This is a genomic window from Dactylosporangium sp. CA-152071 (assembly GCF_050936335.1).
In the GTDB taxonomy this organism is placed as follows: Bacteria; Actinomycetota; Actinomycetes; order Mycobacteriales; family Micromonosporaceae; genus Dactylosporangium; species Dactylosporangium maewongense.
The window spans coordinates 349,936-370,754 of record NZ_JBNJMZ010000001.1 but is presented as its reverse complement, the minus strand read 5'-3'; the positions used below and the strand labels follow the sequence as shown (position 1 = coordinate 370,754).

The window sequence follows — 20,819 nt, the reverse complement described above, 5'->3', positions numbered from 1 at the left end:
CGTAAGCGGACCCGCCATTGTGACGCGGCCATGCCAAGCATCGATTGCCCCCGTCCTCGTGCTTCCTTCGGCATGTTATCGCTCACACCATTGGTGTCAATCACGCTCGCCCGCACGCCAACGAGATTGTCTGGTTAGACATTGACACCCAACGAGGGAAGGTGTTGCATGGCGGCCAATGATGTGAGCGATCACATCACAAGATCATGATTGGAGTCGGGCGTTGCCACGGGGGAGCTGGCGGCCCGCCGTCCTGTCCGGCTGTTGCCGGTCAGCGGCCGGCCGTCCGAAGGTCTGCAACCACCACACCGACGACGAGCCGCAGCGGCAGGAAGCCCCAGGCGCGCGAGTCGATGCTGTCCGCGTCGTCGCCGAGCACCACCACCGCATCCGGGGGCACCAGGTCCGGACTCTGCGTGCCGAGTGCCGGGCGCACGGCCGCCGGCACCGCGTCGCCGGGCAGCGCGGCGAGGCGCTTCACGAGATAGCCGCTGCGGTGTGCCGCCAGCGCGGCGGCCTCGGCCGCCACGTCGCCTTGACGCAGCACCACCACCATGCCGGCGGCCGGCCGGCGCCGGCGGCTGACCAGGACGCGGTCGCCGTCGTGGTAGGTCGGCGCCATGCTGCCGCCGCAGACCGTCACCACCAGCAGCGACCGCCGCGCGACAACGACGCCGGCGGCCAGCAGCAGGACCACGCAGCCGGCCAGGGTTGCCAGCACCATTCGTGGAGTATCGACGGATTTATCCGGACCTGTCAACGAACCGCGGGCGCCCGGGCCGGTCGGCCATGCTCGTCGCGTTAGTGCTCGTGCCCCTCGGCGCGCTCGCGGTGTCGGCCGCGGCCAAGGTGCGCAGCCGCGCCGCGTTCACCGGGTTCGCCGCCGCGACGGCGGACCTCGGCCGCCTGCCGGCCCGGCTCGCGGCACCCGCCGCCACCGCCGTGGTCCTCGCCGAAGCGGTCCTCGCGGCGGCGCTCACCGGCGCACTGCTCGCGCCGCGGGTCCTCGCCGCACCCGCGCTCGCCGGTGCCGCGGTCATGTTCGCCGCGTTCGCCGCGGTCCTTGCCCGGGCGCTCGCCGGCGGCACCGCCGCCGCCTGCCACTGCTTCGGGCCGTCCCGGGCGCGAGTCGCGCGCCGGCACGTGATCCGCGCAGGCGTCCTCGCCGTCGAGGCCGCCACCGCCGGCGCCGGCGCCGTGTCGGCGCCGGACCTGCTCGACCCGGCCGGTGGGTCCGCCGCCGGCCTGCTCGTCAACGGCTGTTCCGCGGTCGCCGCCGTCGCCGCCGTGGTGCACCTCGACACCCTCGCCTGGCTGCTGCGCCGCCCCGGGCAGCCACGCCGACCCCTGGAGGAACCGTGACCCTGCTGTACGCCCTCGTCGCCGTGCTGACCGTCGCGGTCGCGGTCGACCTGCTGCTCACCACCGCCGTGATCCGCCGGCTGCGCGCCATCGAGGAGCACCGCGACCCCGGCCCCGCGTCGGTCGGGCCGCCGCTCGGCAGCGCCCTGCCCGCCGGGCAGGTCGACAGGATCACCGGCCGGACCGGCGGTCCGCTGTTGCTCGCGTTCTTCTCCACGACCTGCAAGTACTGCCCGGACCAGGCCGACCGGCTCGCCCGCCGCGCCACCGACCTGCGGCGCGACGGTGTGCAGATCCTGTCCGTGGTGACGACCACGCCCGGCGAGGACGTCGCCGCGCTCGCCACCGTGCTGCGGCCTGCCGGGCAGGTGGTCACCGAACCGGGACCCGGCGAGCTCATGGCGGCCTTCGGCGTCCTCGGCACACCGACGTTCCTGTACTACGACGACGGCGGCATCCTGGCCGCGAGCGGCACCACCGTCGACGACCTCCGGTTGCCGGTGCGGCCGTGAACGAGCCCGGACCGGTGCGACTGTTCGCCACGGCCGCCGCGCTGTATCTGCGATCGGCCCCGGCGGCCGCGGCGCTGCGGATCGCGGCCATGCTCATCGGGGGCGGCGCGCCCGTCGTCGTCGCCTGGTGCACCAAGCTGCTGCTCGACCAGCTCAGCGGCGGCGGGTCACACCTCGCCTGGCCGGTCGCCGGGATCGCCGGCACCGCCGCGGCCTGGGCGGTCGCCGGGCACGCCGGGCGGTACGCGGAGCAGGAGATCGCGCGCCGGGTCACCCTACGGACCCAGGTCGAGCTGTTCACCGCCGTGTCGCGCCCGGCCGGGCTGGCGGAGCTCGAAAACCCGGACTTCCACAACCGGCTGCAGCTCGCCCGCCAGGCGAGCCAGATCGCTCCCGCCCAGCTGACCGGGTCGGTGCTGTCCACCGCGCAGGCCGCCGTCACGCTGACCGGCTTCACCGCGACGCTCGTCGCCGGGTCACCGCTGGTCGCCGCGCTGGTGGTCGCCTCGGCGGTGCCGGCCCTGATCGCCCAGCTCCGGCTCAGCCGGCACCGCAGCGACACGCTGGTGCGGATCACGCCCGGCGTGCGCCGCCAGGTCTTCTACGCCGAGCTGCTGCTGGACATGCGAGCCGCCAAGGAGATCCGGCTGTACGGCCTGGCCACCTTCTTCCGGACCCGCATGCTCACCGAGCTGCGCGGTGCGCAGGCGGCGGAGCGCGGCACCGACCGGCTGGCCCTGCGCGTCGACGGGAGCCTGGCGCTGCTCGGTGGGATGGTGTCGGCCGCGGCGCTCGCCGTGCTGGTCGGCAGGGTCGCCGCCGGGCACGGCACGGTCGGGGACCTGTCCGTGCTCGTCGCCGCCCTGGCCGCGCTGCAGGGCACCCTCGCCGGTGTCGTCGCGGAGCTCGCCGCCGCGGGGGAGTGCCTGACACTGTTCCGGCAATACGTCGCCGTGACCTCCGCCGGCGCGGCCGATCCGGTGCCGGCCGCCGCGCCGTCCGACGGCGACGTGCCCACCATCGAGTTCCGTGACGTGTGGTTCCGGTACGGCGAGCGGCACGACTGGATCCTGCGGGGCGCGTCGTTCACCGTCCGCGCCGGACGGTCGCTCGCCCTCGTCGGCGACAACGGCGCCGGAAAGTCCACGGTGGTCAAGCTGCTGTGCGGCTTCTACCCGCCGACCCGCGGCACGATCCTGTGGGACGGCACCGACATCACCCGCCTCGACCCGGCCCGGCTGCGCGAGCGGATGAGCGCCGTGTTCCAGGACTACATGACCTACGAGTTCACCGCCGCCGACAACATCGCCGTCGGCGACCTCACCGCCGCCGGCGACCTGCCCAGGCTGCGCGCCGCCGCGGCAGAGGCAGGCATCGACGAGGCGCTGCAACGCCTTCCGCTCGGGTACGCCACCCCGCTCACCAGAGCCTTCGGTGATTCCGACGCCCAATCCGGCGTCGTCCTCTCCGGCGGGCAGTGGCAGCGGCTCGCGCTCGCCCGGGCGGTCCTGCGCGACCGCGCCGGCCTGCTCATCCTCGACGAGCCGTCGGCCGGGCTCGACGTGCACGCCGAACACGAGGTCCACCGGCGGATGGCGGCGCTGCGCGGCCGGCGGACCTGCCTGCTCATCTCGCACCGCCTCAACGCCGTCCGCGATGCCGACACGATCGCCGTCCTCGCCGGCGGTGTCGTCGTCGAGCACGGCGACCACGCGGCGCTGATGCGGGCGGACGGGAGGTACGCGGCGATGTTCCGGCTGCAGGCGGGCGGCTACCAGATGGAGCCCGCCCCATGATCGCCATCGGCCTGCTCGGCCCGATCGAGATCCGGGTCGACGGACGGGCGGTGCCGGTCGGCGGCCCGGGACGCCGCGCGATCACCGCCGCCCTCGCGCTGGAGCGCGGTGCCGTCGTGCCCGTGCACCAGCTCGTCGACTCGATCTGGCCCGACGCGCCGCCGGCCACCGCGGTCACGAAGGTCCAGGGCCACATCTGGGCCCTGCGCCGCGAGCTCGCCCGGGCCGGCGGCTGCCCGGCGAGCGGGGCGCTGCAGACCCAGGCACCCGGGTACCGCCTCGACGCCGGCACCGCGCACACCGACCTGGCGACCTTCACCGGCCTGACCGCCGAGGCCGCCCGCCATCCCGGACCGGACGTCGCCGCGACCCGGATCGGCCTGCTTCAGCGCGCGCTGGAGCTGTGGCGCGGCCCGGCGTTCGGCGACGTGCCCGCCCCGGCCATCCAGGCCGCCGCGGCCGGGCTGGAGGAGCGGCGGATGTGCGCGCTCGAGGACCTGGCCGAGGCGATGCTGGCACTGCGGCGCTACGACGAGGCGGTCAGCACCATGGACGCACTCGTGCTGCGGCAACCCTTCCGCGAGCGGGCCTGGGAATGCCTGATGCGCGGCCACCTCGGCGGTGGGCGCCCGGCGGCCGCGCTCGGCGCCTACCACGAGATCCGGCGGCTCTTCGCCGACGAGCTCGGCATCGTCCCGGGGCAGCGGCTCCGGACGCTCGCCGGGGCGATCCAACGCGACCAGGGCCGTTAGCGAAACGTTAACGGCCGCCGTGACGGTCAACTCGGCCGGCACCGTGTCGGACCATCGAAGGGAGTGGCATCGGCCATGACGAAGACCCTCACCCGCCTCGGCGACCGCATGCTCACCGCGCTCCTGCCGGGCGCCAAGGCGTCGGCGTGCGTCGGCGACCAGGCCGGCTACTGCGTCTACCGCTACACCGGGTGCGGCGGCAGCCAGTGCTACCAGTACTACCAGTGCGGCGCCTACTGCCGCGTCTACCAGGGCGGCGTCGGCGGCCAGCTGATCAACAGCTGGAAGGGCTGCTGCTGATCGCGGCGACACCGGCACGGACGTGGGCGGCCTGCGATCGGCAGGCTGCCCACCGCACTGTCCGCCGGACGTTCGCCGCATTGCCGATGTCGCTGAACGTGAGCAGGATTGCTTCCTGAGCCGTTCGGAGGCTGTCTGCGCCTCGGGTGACCACTTACGATCCGGGCATGTCGCTCGCCTGGAGGGTCACCGCCACCGTCGTGGCCTCGGCGGGGTTCGCTGCGGTCTGGGTGCACAGGTTCGTGCTGCAGGCGATGTTCTGGCGGATCGAGCCCGCGTCGACCGGCACCTGGGTGAGCCTCGGAACGGTCGGGGTAGCCCTGCTCAGCCCGCTGCTGGTGTACCTGTGGCTGACCCGCCGGCAGCTGCGCGCGCCGGCGACGTTCCAGCGCGACGGGGCCGCGTTCGTCGCTCCCGGCTCGCCGGTGCAGGCCGGCTTCCTGGCGATCGCGCTGATGTCGCAGGCGGCGAACACGTTTCCGTTCGACAGGGTGCCGGGCACGGACCGGATCGGCCTGCCCACCGACCCGGTCCTGCAGGGGTTCATCGCACTCCCCGCACTGACGGTCCTCGCCGCGCTCGCGCTGCTGTGGCTGCCGGGTGCCGGGCTGCGGCTGACCCCGGCCGGAGTCACCGTGCGGAACGTCTTCCGGACGCACGACATCCGGTGGGACGACCTGCTGCCCGGCGGTCCGCACCCGGGGCGGTGGACGATCCGGCTGCTGCACCGCCGCCCGGACGGCGTCGCGCGTTCGCGCCGCATCGCGGTGTTCCGGCTGCACGTCAACACCGTCTTCCTGACCACCGTGCTGCGCCACTACGCCGAGCGCCCGGAGCACCGTGCCGACATCGGCACCCAGACCGAGCTCGACCGCCTCGGGACCGGCTTCCAACAGTGGAAGGCGCAGCCGGCCGTCCGTGGCGGGCGCCCGTACCAGCCGCCCGTCACCCCGGCATGACGCGAACCTGGGGCAGTGTGTCGAAGTTGGGCGTGCGGTCTGCCCTGTCGACTACGGCGCGGCGGCGGACGCCGTGACGGCGGGGCCGCTCGGCGACGGGGTGGCGGTTCCGTAGGCGTTGTAGATCCGCGTGGCGTAGGCCTCCACGTCCCAGGAGGTGACGGTGGGCTCCGCGTCGAAGATCACGGTGTAGGGGCCGAGGTCGCGGTCGCCGTCGTGGACGAGGGGTGGGAACGATGTCCTGTTGAGCTGCCATTTGCCGGTGCAGTGCGCTTCTAACGTGTAGCGGAAGCGCTTCCCGCGCACGCTGAACGGCAGTGCGCCGGTGCCGGCGCACCGCGCCCGGAAGCGGAAGTCCCATCCGGCGGGCCACGGAACTTCGGGCATCGGGTGCTCCAGCAGGATGCCCTCGAGGTGCAGGGAGTCGGTCATCGTCGAGTGCCACTCGCCGACCAGCAACTCATAGGACTCGGGTGTCTGATCCGGCACCGGCGGCTGCACCTTCCTGGCGCAGGCCGTCAGCGCGGCGAGTGCGACAAGCACCGCCAGGCTCCCCGACACGACACGTTGCGCGATCCCCCGGACATGCACAACACGAGATCGTACTGGGCGGCCGCCACCCGCCTTTCGGCCCCGAGATCCGCGAACGGCGCCATGCCGTGGAGTGCGGCATCAACCGGCGCAAACGCCACCGCGGTGCCGGCACCCGCCGGCGCTCACCAGGCCCCTCGCCCGTCCGCGGCAGGCGGCCCATTTGTCGGTGTCTCTTGACGGGGCGCCTGGTCATCCCCTTGAATGCTGGGTGTTACTGAACTAGTAACAGGAGTTAACCACCTTGTTGCGCCGAACCTCGGGCGGACCTGGTGCAGGCAGAACCCCCATCTGTCATCCCGGTCCGGGTCGGGCGGCCACCGCCGCTCCAGCCGCCGGACCGGTCGTCAAGAGGAGCCAATGTGAGACGCACACTCGCGCTGCGCGGGGGCGTGACGGTCGCCGCCGCCGTCGCCGTCGTGCTGGCCGCCACCATGGTGACGGCCGCCGCGACCCGCCCGCCGGACCCCGGCCCGCCCCAGAAGGCCGCCGTCGCGCCTGAGGTGGCCGCCGAGCAGTTCCTCGGCGCCGAGCCCGCCAAGGTGCACCGGTCGCCGGAGGACCGCTTCGACCGCAGGTCGGTCGTGCGGCAGGAAGGGCTGCGGTACGTGTCGTACGAACGCACCCACCGCGGCCTGCCGGTCCGGGGCGGCGACTTCGTCGTCGTCACCGACCAGAACGGCACCGTGCTGAGCGTCAACGGCGCGCAGGACACCGTGCTGGACGTCACGACCACCGCCAAGATCGATGCCGCCAAGGCGACGGAAGCCGCGAAGACGCAGCTGTCGAAGGTCACGACCGCCTACCCGCCCAGGCTGGTCGTCCTCGCCCGCGGCAAGGGCCGCCTCGCCTACGAGGTCGTCCTGGAGGGCACCGCCGCCGGCAAGCCCGGCAAGCTGCACGTCTACGTCGACGCCACGACCGGCGCCGCGCTGCCCGAGGAGACCTGGGACGAGGTCGTCGCCGCGACCGGCAACGGCTACTACAACGGCCAGGTCACCATCGACACGTCGGGCTCCGGCTCGTCGTACTCGATGACCGACCCGAACCGGCCCGGGATCTCCTGCGGTGGTCAGGGCGGCACGCCCTACACCAAGACCACCAACACCTGGGGCAACGGGACGGGCACCAACCTGGAGACCGCCTGCGTCGACGTGATGTACGCCGTCGAGCAGGAGTGGGACATGCTCAGCAGCTGGCTGGGGCGCAACGGGATCAACGGCGCCGGCCGCGGCTTTCCCGCCCGGGTCGGGCTGGCGGAGGTCAACGCGTACTGGAACGGCTCGTACACCAACTTCGGCCGCAACTCGGCCGGCACCGGCCAGGCGACCCCGATCGACGTCGTCGCGCACGAGTACGGCCACGCCATCTTCCAGACCACGCCCGGCGGTGCCGGCAGCGGCAACGAGAACGGCGGGCTCAACGAGTCGACCGGTGACATCTTCGGCGCGCTGACCGAGGCCTACGCCAACAACCCGAACGACCCCGCGGACTACGACGTCGGCGAGGAGGTCAACCTGACGGGCTCCGGCCCGATCCGGTACATGTACAACCCGTCGCGGATCAGCGGGAACCCGAACTGCTACAGCAGCTCCATCCCGAGCACCGAGGTGCACGCCGCCGCCGGCCCGCAGAACCACTGGTTCTACCTCCTGGCGGAGGGCAGCAACCCGGGCGGCGGCAAGCCCACCAGCCCGACCTGCAACAACACGACCGTGACGGGCATCGGCATCCAGAAGGCCGGCCGGATCTTCCTCGGCGGGCTCAACCGCAAGACCTCGGCCTGGAACCACGCCGCCGCCCGGCTGGCGACCGTCCGCGCCGCGGTCGAGCTGTACCCGAACAGCAACGCCGAGTGCGCGACGGTCAAGGCGGCGTGGAGCGCGATCAGCGTCAACGCCCAGTCCGGTGAGCCGGCGTGCCCGACCGGCGGCGGCAACGACTTCTCGGTCACGGTCAGCCCGACCTCGACCAGCGTCACCGCCGGCCAGGCCGCCACGGTCACCGTGAGCACGGCGGTCACCTCCGGCAGCGCGCAGAGCGTGGCACTGTCCGCGAGCGGCCTGCCGGCCGGCGCGTCCGCCACGTTCACCCCGGCGACCGTCCAGTCGGGCGGCACGTCGAGCCTGCGGATCAGCACGGCGGCGAGCACGCCGGCAGGGTCCTACACCGTGACGATCCTCGGCGACGGAGTCAGCGCCGACCGGGCGGCGACGCTCGGCCTCACCGTCACCGGTGGCGGCAACCCGGGCACCGCCCCGGACATCAGCGTCGGCAACGTGCGGGCGCACCTCACCCAGTTCCAGACGATCGCCACGAACAACGGCGGCAACCGGTACTCCGGCCGCGCCGGCTACACCGCCTCGCTGCAGTACGTCGAGCAGCGGCTCCAGGCGGCGGGCTACACCGTGACCCGGCAGACCTGCACGTCGTGCACGACCGGCTCGGTGAACCTCATCGCCGAGTGGCGCGGCGGTGACGCCAACCAGGTGCTCATGCTCGGCGCGCACCTCGACGGAGTGGCGGCGGGTCCCGGCATCAACGACAACGGCTCCGGCTCGGCGGTGCTGCTCGAGGTCGCCCTGGCCCTGGCGCAGCAGAACCCGACGATGACCAAGCGCGTCCGCTTCGGCTGGTGGTCCGACGAGGAGCAGGGCCTGCGCGGCTCCGCCTTCTACGTCAACCAGCTCCCGGCGACCGAACGCGCGAAGATCCGCGCGTACTGGAACTTCGACATGGTCGGCTCCCGTAACGCCGGCTACTTCATCAACAACATCACCACCACGGCGGCGCAGCCGCTGAAGGCCTACTACGACTCGATCGGCGTGCAGACCGAGGAGAACGTCGAGGGCGCCAACCGCTCCGACGACGCCTCGTTCCGCAACGCCGGCATCGCCTCCAGCGGCATCGCCGCGGGCGCCTCGGCCACCAAGACCACGGCCCAGGCGCAGAAGTGGGGCGGCACGGCCGGTGCGGCCTACGACTCCTGCTACCACAGCTCGTGCGACACGATCAGCAACGTCGCCGATGTACCGCTGGACCGCAGCGCCGACGCGGTGGCCTACGCGGTGTGGAACCAGGCGGTCGGCGGCCAGTCGTCCGACGACTTCAGCCTGTCGCTGAGCCCCACCTCCGGTTCGGTGACGCCCGGCGGGTCGGTGACCACGACGGTGGCCACGCAGGTGACGTCCGGCTCGGCGCAGACCGTGGCGCTGTCGGCGTCCGGGCTGCCGGCCGGTGCCACCGCGGTGTTCACTCCGGCGTCGGTACCGGCGGGCTCCACGTCGACGCTGCGCATCAGCACCACCGCGTCGACTCCCGCGGGCACCTACACGGTGACGGTCCTCGGCGACGGGACCGCGGCCGACCGGACGGCGACGTTCACGCTCACCGTCGACGGCGGCGGGCAGGACACGTTCTCGCTGTCGCTGAACCCGGCCTCGGGTTCGGTGCCGCCCGGCGGGTCCACGACGGTGACGGTCGGCACGCAGACCACGTCGGGCAACCCGCAGGCCGTCGCGCTGTCGGTCAGCGGGCTGCCGGCGGGCGCCACCGCGGCGTTCGACCCGGCGACGGTGCAGTCCGGCGGCGCGTCGACGCTGACGATCAGCACCACCGCGGCGACGCCGGCGGGCACCTACACGCTCACCGTGCTCGGCGACGGCGCGTCGGTGGACCGGACCGCCACGTACACGCTGACCGTCACCGGCGGTGGCGGCGGCTGCTCGGGCGTGCCGACGTGGAGCGCCACGACCCCGTACGTCCCGGGTGACCGCGTGTCCTACAACGGCCGCCTGTGGAACAGCACCTGGTACTCGACCGGTGCCGAGCCGGGCGCGCCCGGCTCGTGGGCGGTCTGGACCGACGCCGGGGCCTGCTGACCCTGGCTCCTGACAGGTGGGTGCCCGGCTGCGGCGGGCACCCACCGCTGGTATGTCCAGGCTGGTATGCCCTCGATCACTTGTGACGTCGGATCGAAGTATGCGAATCTCGCGCAACCCCTACTCCGATCGAGGAGCTCTTTGATGAGACCCCGTTCAGCGGCGCTGACCCTGACCGCGTCCGCCGCACTCCTGCTCGTCGGCGCGGGCCTGGCGATCCCGGCCTTCGCCGCGCCGTCGGCCGGTGTCACGCCCGCGCTTGCCGCGGCGCCGGACATCGCCGTGGCGAACGTGCAGGCGCACCTGACCCAGCTGGGCTCCATCGCGTCCAGCAACGGCGGGACGCGCCGCAGCGGCACCGCCGGCTACACCGCGTCCGTCGCCTACATCAAGGGCAAGCTGCAGGCCGCCGGATACACGGTGGCCGAGCAGACGTGCACCAGCTGCACGTACCGGGCGAACAACCTCATCGCCGACTGGCCGGGCGGCCCGAGCGACCAGATCACCATGTTCGGCGCCCACCTCGACAGCGTCGCGGCCGGCCCGGGCATCAACGACAACGGCTCCGGCTCGGCGACGCTGCTGGAGAACGCGCTGGTCCTCGCCCAGCAGAACCCGACCATGAGCCGGCACGTCCGCTTCGCCTGGTGGGCCGGCGAGGAGCAGGGCCTGCAGGGCTCCGCCTTCTACGCCAACGCCCTCACCACGACCCAGCGCTCGCAGATCAAGGCGTACTACAACTTCGACATGATCGGCTCGCCCAACGGCGGCTACTTCATCAACCACATCACCTCCGCCGCCGCGGCGCCGATGAAGGCGTACTGGGACTCCCTCGGCCTGCAGCCGGAGGAGAACACCGAGGGCGCCGGCCGCTCCGACGACTACTCCTTCGAGCGCGTCGGCATTCCGACCTCCGGCTACGCCGCCGGCGCCAGCGCCCGCAAGACCTCCGCGCAGGCCGCGAAGTGGGGCGGCACCGCCAACAGCGCCTACGACTCCTGCTACCACCAGTCCTGCGACACCACCAGCAACATCAACGCCACGGTCCTGAACCGCGCCGCCGACGGCGTGGCCGCGACCATCTGGCAGACCTCGGTCGGCGGCTCCACCACCCCGCCGCCCACCACGCCCCCGCCGACCGGCGGCACGTGCAGCGGCCAGAAGCTGCTCAACCCCGGCTTCGAGTCCGGCGCCACCTCGTGGACCGGCACCAGCGGCGCCATCGGCCAGTGGGCCTCGCAGGGCCAGCCCGCCCGCACCGGCACGTACTCCGCCTGGCTGCTCGGCTACGGCTCCACCCACACCGAGTCCATCTCCCAGGCGGTCACCATCCCGGCGGGATGCTCGGCGACCCTGACCTTCTACACGCACATCGACTCCGCCGAGACGACCACCACGACGGCGTACGACAAGCTGACCATCACGGCCGGCTCGACCACCCTCGGCACGCTGTCCAACCTGAACAAGGCCTCCGGGTACGTCCTGCGCACGTACAGCCTGAACGCCTTCGCCGGCCAGACCGTCACCATCAAGTTCAACGGCACGGAGGACTCGTCGCTGCAGACGTCCTTCGTCATCGACGACACCGCCGTCACGGTCAGCTGACGACCTCCCGCGGAAGCCGCGACGCCCCGGTCCGACGACCGGGGCGTCGCGTGCTTGGTCTCAGGCCGGGCGCACCACCAGATCGACCGACTCCGGCCCGAGCGGGACGTCGAAGTAGGCATCGATGATGTACGTGCCCGGCTCCAGCTCGACGTGCATCGTGACCTCCGGGCTCTCCCCGACGTCCCCGACGACCAGCCGGCCGGACGCCACCGCGAGCGCCACGGAGGCGACCGGTGCCCGGCCGTCGCCGTGACCGAGCCGGTCCCGCCAGACCCGGACCGTCACGTCGGCGAACTGCATGTGCTCGACACTGAACACGACCACGTCACCCCCGGCGACGAACTGCCACCCGGCGGGCAGCTGCTCGGGCAGGCTCTCGAACGTGCAGCCGGCGTCCGACACGACCAGCAGACCCCACCCGTAGGGCGCGGTTCCCTGCCTGATCAACACCGCGGCCCCCGCCCCGCGGCACACGCTGCTGCCGCGCTCGACGTCTCGGAAAGTCGTTCATGATCCGCATTGTTGCGCGGGCGCCCCCCGGTGGGAAGCGGCTCGGTGACGGTGACGCACCTCGATGCCGCTGAGGAGCGCGGGCGATGCTGCCCGCTCAGGACGTGTCCTATCTGCCGAGCCGGCCCGACCCTCGCCACCCCGCCGTCATCTGGGTCCGGTGATCGACAGGACCGGCTACCTGTCGGGCCTGGGCCCTCGGCTCTTCGGCCCCTCGGCTTCTCGGCCCCTCGGCCTCCCCGCGCAGACGTTGGTCAATGCCCCGGAATGTACCTTTTGGGGAATCGACGCTGCGCGATCCACCTACATTTCAGAGATCCACTTGGGGGTGGATCGCGCACCGTCCATGGAACGAAGGCCGCAAATGCGGGCATTGATCAATGTCTGTGCAGGAGCCGTGTCGAAGGTGGGCGCGCGGGCGCCAGGCCCGAAATCCGTGCTGCTGGCGATGTACCTTTCACCACCCGCCGACCCTGCTGAGCAGCGACGACGATAAATGTCGGGCCGTTGTTTCGCGAGTCGGCGGAAGGCTGCCTAGCGTCCGCATGCAGGAGCGTTCCCGTCGCTCCATCGACGCAGGCAAGGAGGCAGCATGAGAAACACGCTGCGCGCCGCCGCCGCGACCGGTCTGCTCGCCGCAGCAGGCATGGTGGCGCTGGTGGGTTCCGCCCAGCCGGCCCTCGCCGACACGCAGATCTGTGAGACCTACGGGTCCACGACGATCGGCGGCCGGTACGTGGTCATGAACAACAACTGGGGCAACAGCGCGACCCAGTGCATCAACGTGACGAGCACGGGCTTCTCGATCTCGCAGATCAACGCGAACAAGCCCACCAACGGGGCACCGGCGTCCTACCCCGCCATCTACGTCGGCTGCCACTACAGCAACTGCTCGCCGGGCACCAACCTGCCGATGCAGATCAGCGCGATCAGCTCCGCGCAGACCAGCATCTCGTACAGCTACGTCGGCGGCACGTACGACGCGGCGTACGACATCTGGATGGACCCGACCCCGAAGACCAACGGCGTCAACGCGACCGAGATCATGATCTGGTTCAACCGCCAGGGCTCGATCCAGCCGGTCGGCAGCCGCGTCGGCAGCGCGTCCATCGCCGGCCGCACCTGGGAGGTCTGGCAGGGCAACAACGGCGGCAACGACGTGGTGTCCTACGTCGCGCCGTCGCCGATCAGCAGCTGGAGCTTCGACGCGAAGGCGTTCATCAACGACGTCATCAGCCGGGGCAAGGCGACCACCTCGTGGTACCTGACGAGCATGCAGGCCGGCTTCGAGCCGTGGATCGGTGGTCAGGGCCTCGCCGTCACCGCGTTCTCCGCCTCCATCAACGGCGGTGGCGGTGGGGGCGGCGGTGGCGGTGGCGGCGGTACCGCCGGCTGCTCCGCCACGTACCGGACGACCAACAGCTGGCAGGGCGGCTTCCAGGGCGAGGTGACGGTGCGCAACACCGGCACGTCCGGCATCTCCAGCTGGAGCACCACCTGGTCCGGCGGCAGCGCCACGATCAGCAACCTGTGGAACGGCCGGGTCACCGCGACCTCGCCGGTGACCGTGCGCAACGAGACCTACAACGGCTCCCTCGGCGCGAACGCGACCACCACATACGGCTTCACCGCCGGCGGCACCGCCCCGTCCTCGGTGAGCTGCACGGCCTCCTGACCCCACCGGAACCAAGGCCGGCTCCGCCCCACGGCGGAGCCGGCCTCCGCGTGCGCGCGGAAAATCCGTTTGAGCCCTCGTCGCGGCTGCCCGTAGGTTGCCGGTGGCCCTGCCACCCGTGAGGACAGAGGACGAACCGCATGACCCCGCCCGCTCTGTAGACCTGACGCTCTTCCCGCTCACCTCCAGGCCGACGTTGCCCGTCGGTCCTGCCGGGCTGCCCTCGTGCGCCCGGACATGCAGCGTTCGGGGCCGCGCTTCCGGCCCCGGGTCAGGTCTTCAGAGAGATCACCATGTCTTCACAACCTCATACCGTGCTGTCCTGGACCGTCCGCCGGACCAGGCTGCCGCTGCTGTCGCTGCGGTGCCTGGACTGCCGTTCGGAGTCCGCCACCACCGGCGAGGGCAGGTTCCGCGTCAACGCCAACGGCAAGCTGCTGGACGTGTGGCTCCTGGTGCGGTGCGTGTCCTGCGACCGCACGAGCAAGCTCACCGTGCACGAGCGGACGCCGGTCAGATCCGTCGACCCTGCCCGGCTCGACGGGTTCCACATCAACGATCCGGACCTGGTGGCCGCCACGCTGCTGGATCCGCTGCTCGCCCGGCGCAACCGGTTCGCCCTGGACTGGCGGGACGCCTGGCGGCTGGACGCCCCGCCGGCCCGCCCGGACGTGACGTGGCCGGTCCAGGTGGAGGTCACGTTCGCCGACCCGGTCCCGGTACGTCCGGACCGGCTCATCGCCGAGCACCTCGGCCTCACCAGGTCCGAGGTGTCGCTCCGGATCAAGAGCGACGTCTCGCTGCGCCGCCCGACGACCACGGGCTTCACGTTCCTGGTGATTGGGGAGGCCGCTGTACGCGGCTGACCGGTGACCACCGCCGCCGGGTCGCCCGCCCGGCGGCGGCCGTCGCAGCTCAGCCGCCGCAACCGCTGCTGCTGCCGCCGCCTCCACCGCATGATGAGCCGCTGCCGCACGACGACGAGCCGCAGCTGTTGGTGGAGCGGGGCATCTCGGTGCTGCCTTTGGAGGACGAGGTGCCGCGCCGGGCGTGCGATGCGGGCGCCCGGCGCGGCGGAGGGGCGGGGTGCGGGCGCAGGCCGGCGGCGAAGGCCGGGTCGCCGGCGCGCAGCGCGCTGTCGCCCCACAGGGCCACGGCCATGGCCGCGCCCGCCGGACCGTAGGTGGTCCAGGACGGGTCGAGCTGCGGTGCCAGATGCCGGTGGTCGTGCCGGGCGTCCGCCCAGATCGACGAGGCGTCCCGCGCCCGCGGCTCGTCGAGGTGCACGACCATGAGCAGGACCGCGCCGTACGCGATGAGCGAGAGGACCAGGAAGTCGACCGGCCGGTGGTTGACCAGCCCGGCGACCAGCCGGACCGCGCCGAGGACGAGCAGCGCGCCCAGCGGCACCCAGCCGCGGATCGCGAGCCGGCGCTCCCGTGCGCGGTCGGCGCGCAACCCTCGCCGGCGCAGGTCGGCGTCGACCGCGTCGAGTGCCGCCGCGACCACCGCGACGAGTTGCAGCTCACGGGCCGGCGTCGGGACCCGGACCGCCGCGAACAGCGCCCGCTCCAGCGGCGTCGCACCGGCCGGCAACGCGTCGTCACCGCCGGACGCCGCGCTCCGCGACACCACACCACCGGCCGCCTCGACCGCACCCCGGGCCCGCAGCGCGGCGAGCCCGGCGTCGACGGCGCCCGGCCGTTGTGCGTTCACCATCGCGAGCTGCTCGGCGGTGAGCCCCGCGGTGTCCGGCCGCTCCAGCCGCCGCGTCCGCAGCCACCGCCACAGCAGCGGCACGCCAACGGCGAGCACCCCCGCCATGTGGAACAGCCAGAGAAACACCGGTCCCGAGACACCCCACGTCCCGCCGGCCGCAACGATCGTCCCCACTCGCCCACCCCCGTGACCGATGTCGTGCTCTCATTGTCGGCATCGACCGGCGCCGTCTGTCACGGTCGCGCCGGGACGCTTGAGCAACTCTTGCTTGAGGCTCCGCCGCCGGCGTCACGTGTATGAGGGCCCGCATCGTGATCCGGGCTCTCATGGACAACCCGGCGGCGCTCAGTTCTGACACGGCAGGCGACGGCCTCAGGACCACCTGACGACGGTGAGGCCGTTGCCGGCGGTGACCGGGCCGCGCAGCACCACACTGTTGTGCTCGCCGAGCAGGAGCGCGTCGCCGAGCGGTGCGTGGTGCTCGTAGGTGCCTTCGACCGCGAAGGTGTCCGGCTGATGCACCGTCACGCCGCCGCGGCGGCCCACCACGATCCTGCCCGCGCTGTCCGCGCCCAGCACCTCGACCGCGTCCGCGCCGATGGCCGCTTGCCGCAACGGCTGCAGCGTGTACGCGTCGAACGCCACGAGCTGCGTCGGCTTCACGTCCCACACGTTCGGCGCGCGGGCATCGTCCTCCCGGACCCCGCACAACGCCACGACCTCGTCGCCGACCAGAGCGGGAGCCGCGCCATGCGCCATGCTGTGCCGGGCGACGCAGCGTGCGGCCGCCACGTCGAGATCGGACACCACCGCGTGGTACAAGGACCAGCCGCGTTGCCGGCCGTCGGGCAGCCGGTACACGAGCGCCGGCGCACCCATCCTGACCGTCTTGAGCACCGCGCCGTCCACCCGGGACACCAGCTTCATCGATCTGCCGAGGAATCCGGAGATCCCGAGTGCATCGCCGGACAGCGCCACCATGCGGCCCTGGTACGTGCCCAAACCCTTGCGGAGGTTCGCGGATGTCCGCGACAGTGAGGCCAGACTGATCCGGCAGAGACCGAACGTGGCCAGGGCCCACGCGCCGTCCTGGTGGCCGCTGTCGCCGTCGAAGACGACCGCGCGCAGGTCACCGGAGACGGCCTTGCCGACCCGGACGCTGCCGGTGAAGGCGTCGCATTGGTACAGCTTCCCGCCCGGCAGCGTGGACAGGACGCTCGCCGTGCCGGGCACCCGGACCAGGTTCGCTCCGTACCCATGCATCGATGTGACCGGCAGTTTCCACCGCAGCGTCTCGAACCGCACGAGGAGACTCTGACCGCTGAAGATCACCGAGTCAACCGCCACTGGCGGCGCCGGACGAGCAGCCGCCCGAGGGCACGGCGGTCTACCTGGGCAACCGGTCACCGGACAACCTGCCGGCCGCCAGCTGAACCCGGGGACACGGGCACAGGGGACGGCGCTCACCGGTGAGCGCCGCCCCCCTGCCGGGCAGGTCAGGACTCGAAGACCTTCGGGTCGCCGACGACGGCCTGGGCCTGGTACATCTGGCCGGTGAACACGACCCGCAGCCGCAGGCAGCCGGTGACGGTGACCTTCAGGTCCTCCGGGTGGCCGAGGGTGACCTGCTTGTCGAACACGGACGTGTTGTCGGCGAAGACCTGGACCCGGATCGGGACGTTCGGCTTGCCGTGGTCCTCGATGCCGACGATGCCGGTCAGGGTCGTGTACTTGCGGGACAGGTTGATGTCGATCGTCGCCTCGACGACCCTGGTCGTGCCGTTGTTGCAGCAGCTGAAGCCGCTGGACCAGCCGCTCACCGACTTCTTGCCGTTGATGTCGATGTCGGTGGCGGTGTAGTACATGTCGGTGCGGCCGGCGATGAAGCCGGCCTCGTATGCGGCGTTGCCGGACAGCCGCAGGCCGAAGGCGGCGCCCTCGTTGAAGCTGGGCGACACCGACGGGTCCGCCGAGGCGGACGCGGGCGACGACGCCTCGTCGGTGAGCGCCGCCTTGGTGTCGGTCGGGCTCGGCGGGGCGGCCGCCGTCGTCGGTGCCGGGTTCGCCGCGCCGGCAGTCGTGGCGGTCGCGGTGCCCTTCGCCGAGTTGTCGGACGGGTCGTCGCCGCCGCTCATCCCGTAGGCGACGGCACCGCCGGCCAGGGCGAGCACGACCGCGGCCGCCGCGACGGCGATGACGACCGTGCGCCGGCGGCCACCGCCGCCGGTCGGGGCGGGCACGGGCGCGCGCAGCGGCGACACGCCGGCCATCGGCGGCGGCATGAACGTGCCGGTCGCGGTCTGGTCCGCGGCCGCGAACGTCGGCGGCAGCATGCCCAGCCCGCCGCCGGACTCGGTGACCTGCGACAGGGTGTCGGTGAGCGAGCCGAGCCAGACCCGCAGGTTCGGCGGGCGGTGCGTGGGCGGCGCGGCCAGGGCCTGCATGAGCTGGTTGACCAGGGCGGGCCGGCGGGCGCTGATCGGGTTGGTGCGCAGCCGCTGGTCGACCGCGGCCAGGTCGGGGCCACCGTGCGGGCCGACCGGTGGGGGCTCGCCGAGGATGGTGTGCACGACGGTCGCGGCGAACGCGAACCGGTCCGCCGCCGGCGACGTGCGCCCGTCCGGGCCGAAGAGCTCCGGCGCCGCGTACGGGCGGCTCCGCCCGACCCTGCCGCCGCCGTCGGTGAGGCGGGTCAGGCCGAGGTCGACCAGTACCGTGGACCCGTCCGGGCGGATCACGATGTTGCTGGGCTTGACGTCGCCGTGCGCGACCGGCACCGCCGTCTGCGCGCCGGAGTGCATCTCGTCGAGGGCGGAGGCGACGGTGGTCAGCGTCCGCAGCCGGGCCGACACGCTCGCGTCCGGGTGCTCGTCGAGCCACTCGCGCATGGTGACGCCCTCGATGTGGTCCATGACGACGTACCGCATGGCGCCCGCCGGTGCGGTCCCGGCGCGGTGCCGCGGCGGACCGGTGAACACCTCCAGGACCCGGACCAGCCCGGGGTGGCTGATGCTGCGCAGCAGGTGACCGTGCCGGACCCAGTCCTCCTCGGAGTCCTGGCTGTAGTTCTGACCAGGGACGCCCGCGGGGAGGATCTTCACCGCGACGTTCCGGCGGCCCTCGGCCGACAGCGGCAGGATCGCGGTCCAGACCTCGCCCTCGGCGCCGCCGCCGAGACAGCTGATCAGCTGGTACGTCTCCGGCGCCGACTGCGGTCCGACCCAGAACCGGTCGTCATCGGTCATTGTGCAACTCCCCAGGGGCTTCTGTGGTCAGCGTCAGACACCGTTTCATGCGCTTGTCCTACTGCAAAGGCACATCCGGATCGCAATCGATGACCGACCGGCCCAGTCGCGCACCTGGCCGGTTTGTCAGAGTGCTCGGCATGACCGCTGCGATCCAGGTGCTGTGCCGCGACCGCGACGGCGTGCTGCACAGCGGCCCGCCCCGCCCCGTCACCCCCGGCGAGGCGGTGCTCGTCGGCCGGGAGGGCGACCTGGCGCTCGGCGTCGAGCCAGCCGACCCGAAGGTGTCGCGGCGGGCGGTGGAGGTCACCCGGACGGGGTCCGGCTGGCGGGTCGACGTCACCAACCGCAACGGTGTCGTCGTCCACCCGTGGGGCCAGCCGCCCGGGCTCGCCCCGGCGAGCAGCGTGCACGTGTGGCCACGGGTCGCGTTGCGCGTCGCCGGCCGGCCGGAGCTGCAGCACTGGGTGCTGCTGACCGACGACGCGCTGCGGGTGCCGCGGCCCGTGCCGGTGCCCGGCACGTCGCTGACCGAGACCGCGGACCAGCCGAGGCCGCTGACCTGGCCGCAGGAGCAGGCGGTGCGGGAGCTGTTCGCCGAGCTGCTCGCCTGGCCGCCGCTGGTGCCGGCGACCCCGCTGCAGCTCAAGCAGGTCGGCACCCGGCTCGGGCTGAAGACCGAGACGGTGCAGCGGCGGCTGGAGGAGGTGCGCAAGAAGGCGGTCGCGCTCGGCCTGGCCCGCACCGGCTCGCTCACCGACCCGGAGTACCTGTACGTGCTGGTCCGCGCCGGCTACCTGGAGCCCGCCGGCGACGCCCGCTGAACGAGGCTGGATCACGGGACACAGCGTGCCCGGTCCGCGGCGGGCGCACGAGACTGCTGCACAGCAGTCTCGTGCCGGCGTGTGACCGCGTGGTGACCTGATCGGGCAACGCCGCTTGGGGCGCCGGGCTGGTCCGTCAGGAGGGGAGCCCGGCGCCCGACCCACGCGGCGACACCTCGGAGTAGGAGCACGCCATGCATTGGAGCGCATACGAAGTGTTCTCGGTCCTGTCCGGGATCGTCCTGATCGGGCTGGCGCTGGTGCCGTCGATGAAGGCCAAGGACCGGGCCTGGTCGGCGCTGGGCGGGATCGCGTTCGCCGGCTACGGCTTCTACGTCGCCGGCCAGGACAGCGGCACCTGGACGTTCCCGGTCGTCATCTTCGTCATCCCGTTCGCGGCGGTGCTGTACCTGCTGGTCGCGAAGTTCGGCAAGGGCAGCACCGGGGACGGTGACCGGTGATGAGCGACGCACCCCGCACCCGGCCCGGCGCCGGCGACATCATCGGCCGGGTCATCTTCGGCGGCTTCTGGAGCGCGGTGACGCTCGGCGCGGTCATCTTCGCCTTCAGCAGCTTCTCCGGCGGCAACAGCGGCCCCGGCCTGGGCGCCCTCGTCATCGCCGTCCTCACCGGCCTGTACGCGCGGTACATCTTCCGCGGCGGCCGGATCCGGTTCCTGTTCTTCTGACCCCCCTCTTCGGACGGGGGAAGTCCGGCCGCGGGTCCGATGATCGGGCCCGCGGGCCGGGGCTACGGTAACCACTCTTCGACGAAAGGCAGTGACCCCGATGCCAGCCGGAACGTTCGACACGGCCGAGATCGCCAACCACGCCGCGCTCACCAGGCAGCGCGCCGCCGACCTGGAGCAGGCCGTCGCGAACCTGCGCGCCGCCGCCAGCCAGCTCGCCGCGGTCTGGACCGGCCCCGGCGCGCAGGCCTTCCAGAACACCCGCACCCAGTGGGAGAAGGCGGTCGTGCCGCTGCAGGAGACCCTCGACGCGATGGGGCAGGCGCTCGGTCAGGCGGGCACCGCGTACGAGAGCACCGAGAGCTCGATCGCCAAGGCCTTCGGCGGCTGAGCCGGC

20 protein-coding genes are annotated in these 20,819 nt (G+C 72.6%); 14 read left to right on the top strand and 6 right to left on the bottom strand.

Features of this window, described 5'->3' with window-relative positions:
* Nucleotides 1-271: 271 nt before the first annotated feature.
* Complete coding sequence (locus ACQEVZ_RS01430) at nucleotides 272-724, bottom strand: S26 family signal peptidase (RefSeq protein ID WP_433360146.1); 453 nt, start codon at nucleotides 722-724, stop codon at nucleotides 272-274.
* A gap of 65 nt (nucleotides 725-789) precedes the next feature.
* Between ACQEVZ_RS01430 and ACQEVZ_RS01425 the strand changes: the two genes are divergently transcribed.
* The 6 genes from ACQEVZ_RS01425 to ACQEVZ_RS01400 all read left to right on the top strand — a co-directional run bounded on the left by ACQEVZ_RS01425 (nucleotide 790) and on the right by ACQEVZ_RS01400 (nucleotide 5,681).
* Nucleotides 790-1,362 carry a MauE/DoxX family redox-associated membrane protein gene (locus ACQEVZ_RS01425; protein WP_433360143.1) on the top strand — a complete coding sequence of 191 codons (573 nt, stop codon included), beginning with the start codon at nucleotides 790-792 and terminating at the stop codon, nucleotides 1,360-1,362.
* Complete coding sequence (locus ACQEVZ_RS01420; protein WP_433360140.1) at nucleotides 1,359-1,874, top strand: TlpA disulfide reductase family protein; 516 nt, start codon at nucleotides 1,359-1,361, stop codon at nucleotides 1,872-1,874. Before ACQEVZ_RS01425 ends, ACQEVZ_RS01420 begins: the two co-directional genes overlap by 4 nt.
* Complete coding sequence (locus ACQEVZ_RS01415) at nucleotides 1,871-3,670, top strand: ABC transporter ATP-binding protein (protein WP_433360137.1); 1,800 nt, start codon at nucleotides 1,871-1,873, stop codon at nucleotides 3,668-3,670. Before ACQEVZ_RS01420 ends, ACQEVZ_RS01415 begins: the two co-directional genes overlap by 4 nt.
* Nucleotides 3,667-4,422: an AfsR/SARP family transcriptional regulator gene (locus tag ACQEVZ_RS01410; RefSeq protein ID WP_433360134.1), complete on the top strand. Its 756-nt coding sequence runs from the start codon at nucleotides 3,667-3,669 to the stop codon at nucleotides 4,420-4,422. Before ACQEVZ_RS01415 ends, ACQEVZ_RS01410 begins: the two co-directional genes overlap by 4 nt.
* 75 nt (nucleotides 4,423-4,497) lie before the next feature.
* Nucleotides 4,498-4,722: a hypothetical protein gene (locus ACQEVZ_RS01405; protein WP_344506513.1), complete on the top strand. Its 225-nt coding sequence runs from the start codon at nucleotides 4,498-4,500 to the stop codon at nucleotides 4,720-4,722.
* A gap of 167 nt (nucleotides 4,723-4,889) precedes the next feature.
* The gene (locus ACQEVZ_RS01400) at nucleotides 4,890-5,681 is read left to right on the top strand and encodes a PH domain-containing protein (protein ID WP_433360130.1); all 792 of its coding nucleotides are present in this window, start codon (nucleotides 4,890-4,892) and stop codon (nucleotides 5,679-5,681) included.
* Nucleotides 5,682-5,732: 51 nt separating this feature from the next.
* Here ACQEVZ_RS01400 and ACQEVZ_RS01395 read toward each other — a convergent pair whose 3' ends face one another.
* Nucleotides 5,733-6,224, bottom strand: a complete 492-nt coding sequence (locus ACQEVZ_RS01395) for a hypothetical protein (protein WP_433360127.1) — start codon at nucleotides 6,222-6,224, stop codon at nucleotides 5,733-5,735.
* A gap of 410 nt (nucleotides 6,225-6,634) precedes the next feature.
* On the opposite strand from ACQEVZ_RS01395, the gene ACQEVZ_RS01390 reads away from it, so the two are divergent.
* Entirely contained in the window at nucleotides 6,635-10,153 is a 3,519-nt protein-coding gene (locus tag ACQEVZ_RS01390) for a M28 family peptidase (RefSeq protein WP_433360124.1), read from the top strand.
* A gap of 144 nt (nucleotides 10,154-10,297) precedes the next feature.
* Nucleotides 10,298-11,758, top strand: coding sequence for a M28 family peptidase (locus tag ACQEVZ_RS01385; RefSeq protein ID WP_433360121.1), 1,461 nt, complete (start codon nucleotides 10,298-10,300; stop codon nucleotides 11,756-11,758).
* A 60-nt stretch (nucleotides 11,759-11,818) separates the two neighbouring features.
* Here ACQEVZ_RS01385 and ACQEVZ_RS01380 read toward each other — a convergent pair whose 3' ends face one another.
* Nucleotides 11,819-12,211, bottom strand: a complete 393-nt coding sequence (locus tag ACQEVZ_RS01380; RefSeq protein WP_433360118.1) for a hypothetical protein — start codon at nucleotides 12,209-12,211, stop codon at nucleotides 11,819-11,821.
* A gap of 652 nt (nucleotides 12,212-12,863) precedes the next feature.
* Here ACQEVZ_RS01380 and ACQEVZ_RS01375 point away from each other — a divergent pair.
* Nucleotides 12,864-13,946 (top strand): GH12 family glycosyl hydrolase domain-containing protein, encoded by a 1,083-nt coding sequence (locus tag ACQEVZ_RS01375; RefSeq protein WP_433360115.1) that lies wholly within the window; start codon nucleotides 12,864-12,866, stop codon nucleotides 13,944-13,946.
* Nucleotides 13,947-14,260: 314 nt separating this feature from the next.
* The gene (locus ACQEVZ_RS01370; RefSeq protein WP_433360112.1) at nucleotides 14,261-14,812 is read left to right on the top strand and encodes a DUF1062 domain-containing protein; all 552 of its coding nucleotides are present in this window, start codon (nucleotides 14,261-14,263) and stop codon (nucleotides 14,810-14,812) included.
* 49 nt (nucleotides 14,813-14,861) lie between these two features.
* Here ACQEVZ_RS01370 and ACQEVZ_RS01365 read toward each other — a convergent pair whose 3' ends face one another.
* The 3 genes from ACQEVZ_RS01365 to ACQEVZ_RS01355 all read right to left on the bottom strand — a co-directional run bounded on the left by ACQEVZ_RS01365 (nucleotide 14,862) and on the right by ACQEVZ_RS01355 (nucleotide 18,910).
* The gene (locus tag ACQEVZ_RS01365) at nucleotides 14,862-15,839 is read right to left on the bottom strand and encodes a TIGR04222 domain-containing membrane protein (protein ID WP_433360109.1); all 978 of its coding nucleotides are present in this window, start codon (nucleotides 15,837-15,839) and stop codon (nucleotides 14,862-14,864) included.
* Nucleotides 15,840-16,037: 198 nt separating this feature from the next.
* On the bottom strand, nucleotides 16,038-16,970 hold the full coding sequence (locus ACQEVZ_RS01360) for a hypothetical protein (RefSeq protein ID WP_433360106.1): 933 nt from the start codon (nucleotides 16,968-16,970) through the stop codon (nucleotides 16,038-16,040).
* 191 nt (nucleotides 16,971-17,161) lie between these two features.
* A complete protein-coding gene (locus tag ACQEVZ_RS01355; protein ID WP_433360103.1) occupies nucleotides 17,162-18,910 on the bottom strand; it encodes a protein kinase domain-containing protein in 1,749 nt (582 codons plus the stop codon).
* 140 nt (nucleotides 18,911-19,050) lie between these two features.
* Here ACQEVZ_RS01355 and ACQEVZ_RS01350 point away from each other — a divergent pair, with 140 nt between their 5' ends.
* From ACQEVZ_RS01350 to ACQEVZ_RS01335, 4 genes are all read left to right on the top strand, one after another.
* Nucleotides 19,051-19,734: a hypothetical protein gene (locus ACQEVZ_RS01350; RefSeq protein ID WP_354902769.1), complete on the top strand. Its 684-nt coding sequence runs from the start codon at nucleotides 19,051-19,053 to the stop codon at nucleotides 19,732-19,734.
* A 194-nt stretch (nucleotides 19,735-19,928) separates the two neighbouring features.
* Nucleotides 19,929-20,195 carry a hypothetical protein gene (locus ACQEVZ_RS01345; RefSeq protein WP_433360100.1) on the top strand — a complete coding sequence of 89 codons (267 nt, stop codon included), beginning with the start codon at nucleotides 19,929-19,931 and terminating at the stop codon, nucleotides 20,193-20,195.
* Nucleotides 20,195-20,422: a hypothetical protein gene (locus ACQEVZ_RS01340; RefSeq protein ID WP_344506489.1), complete on the top strand. Its 228-nt coding sequence runs from the start codon at nucleotides 20,195-20,197 to the stop codon at nucleotides 20,420-20,422. The genes ACQEVZ_RS01345 and ACQEVZ_RS01340 overlap by 1 nt, the downstream gene beginning before the upstream one ends.
* 100 nt (nucleotides 20,423-20,522) lie before the next feature.
* Entirely contained in the window at nucleotides 20,523-20,813 is a 291-nt protein-coding gene (locus tag ACQEVZ_RS01335) for a WXG100 family type VII secretion target (RefSeq protein WP_344506488.1), read from the top strand.
* Nucleotides 20,814-20,819: the final 6 nt, after the last annotated feature.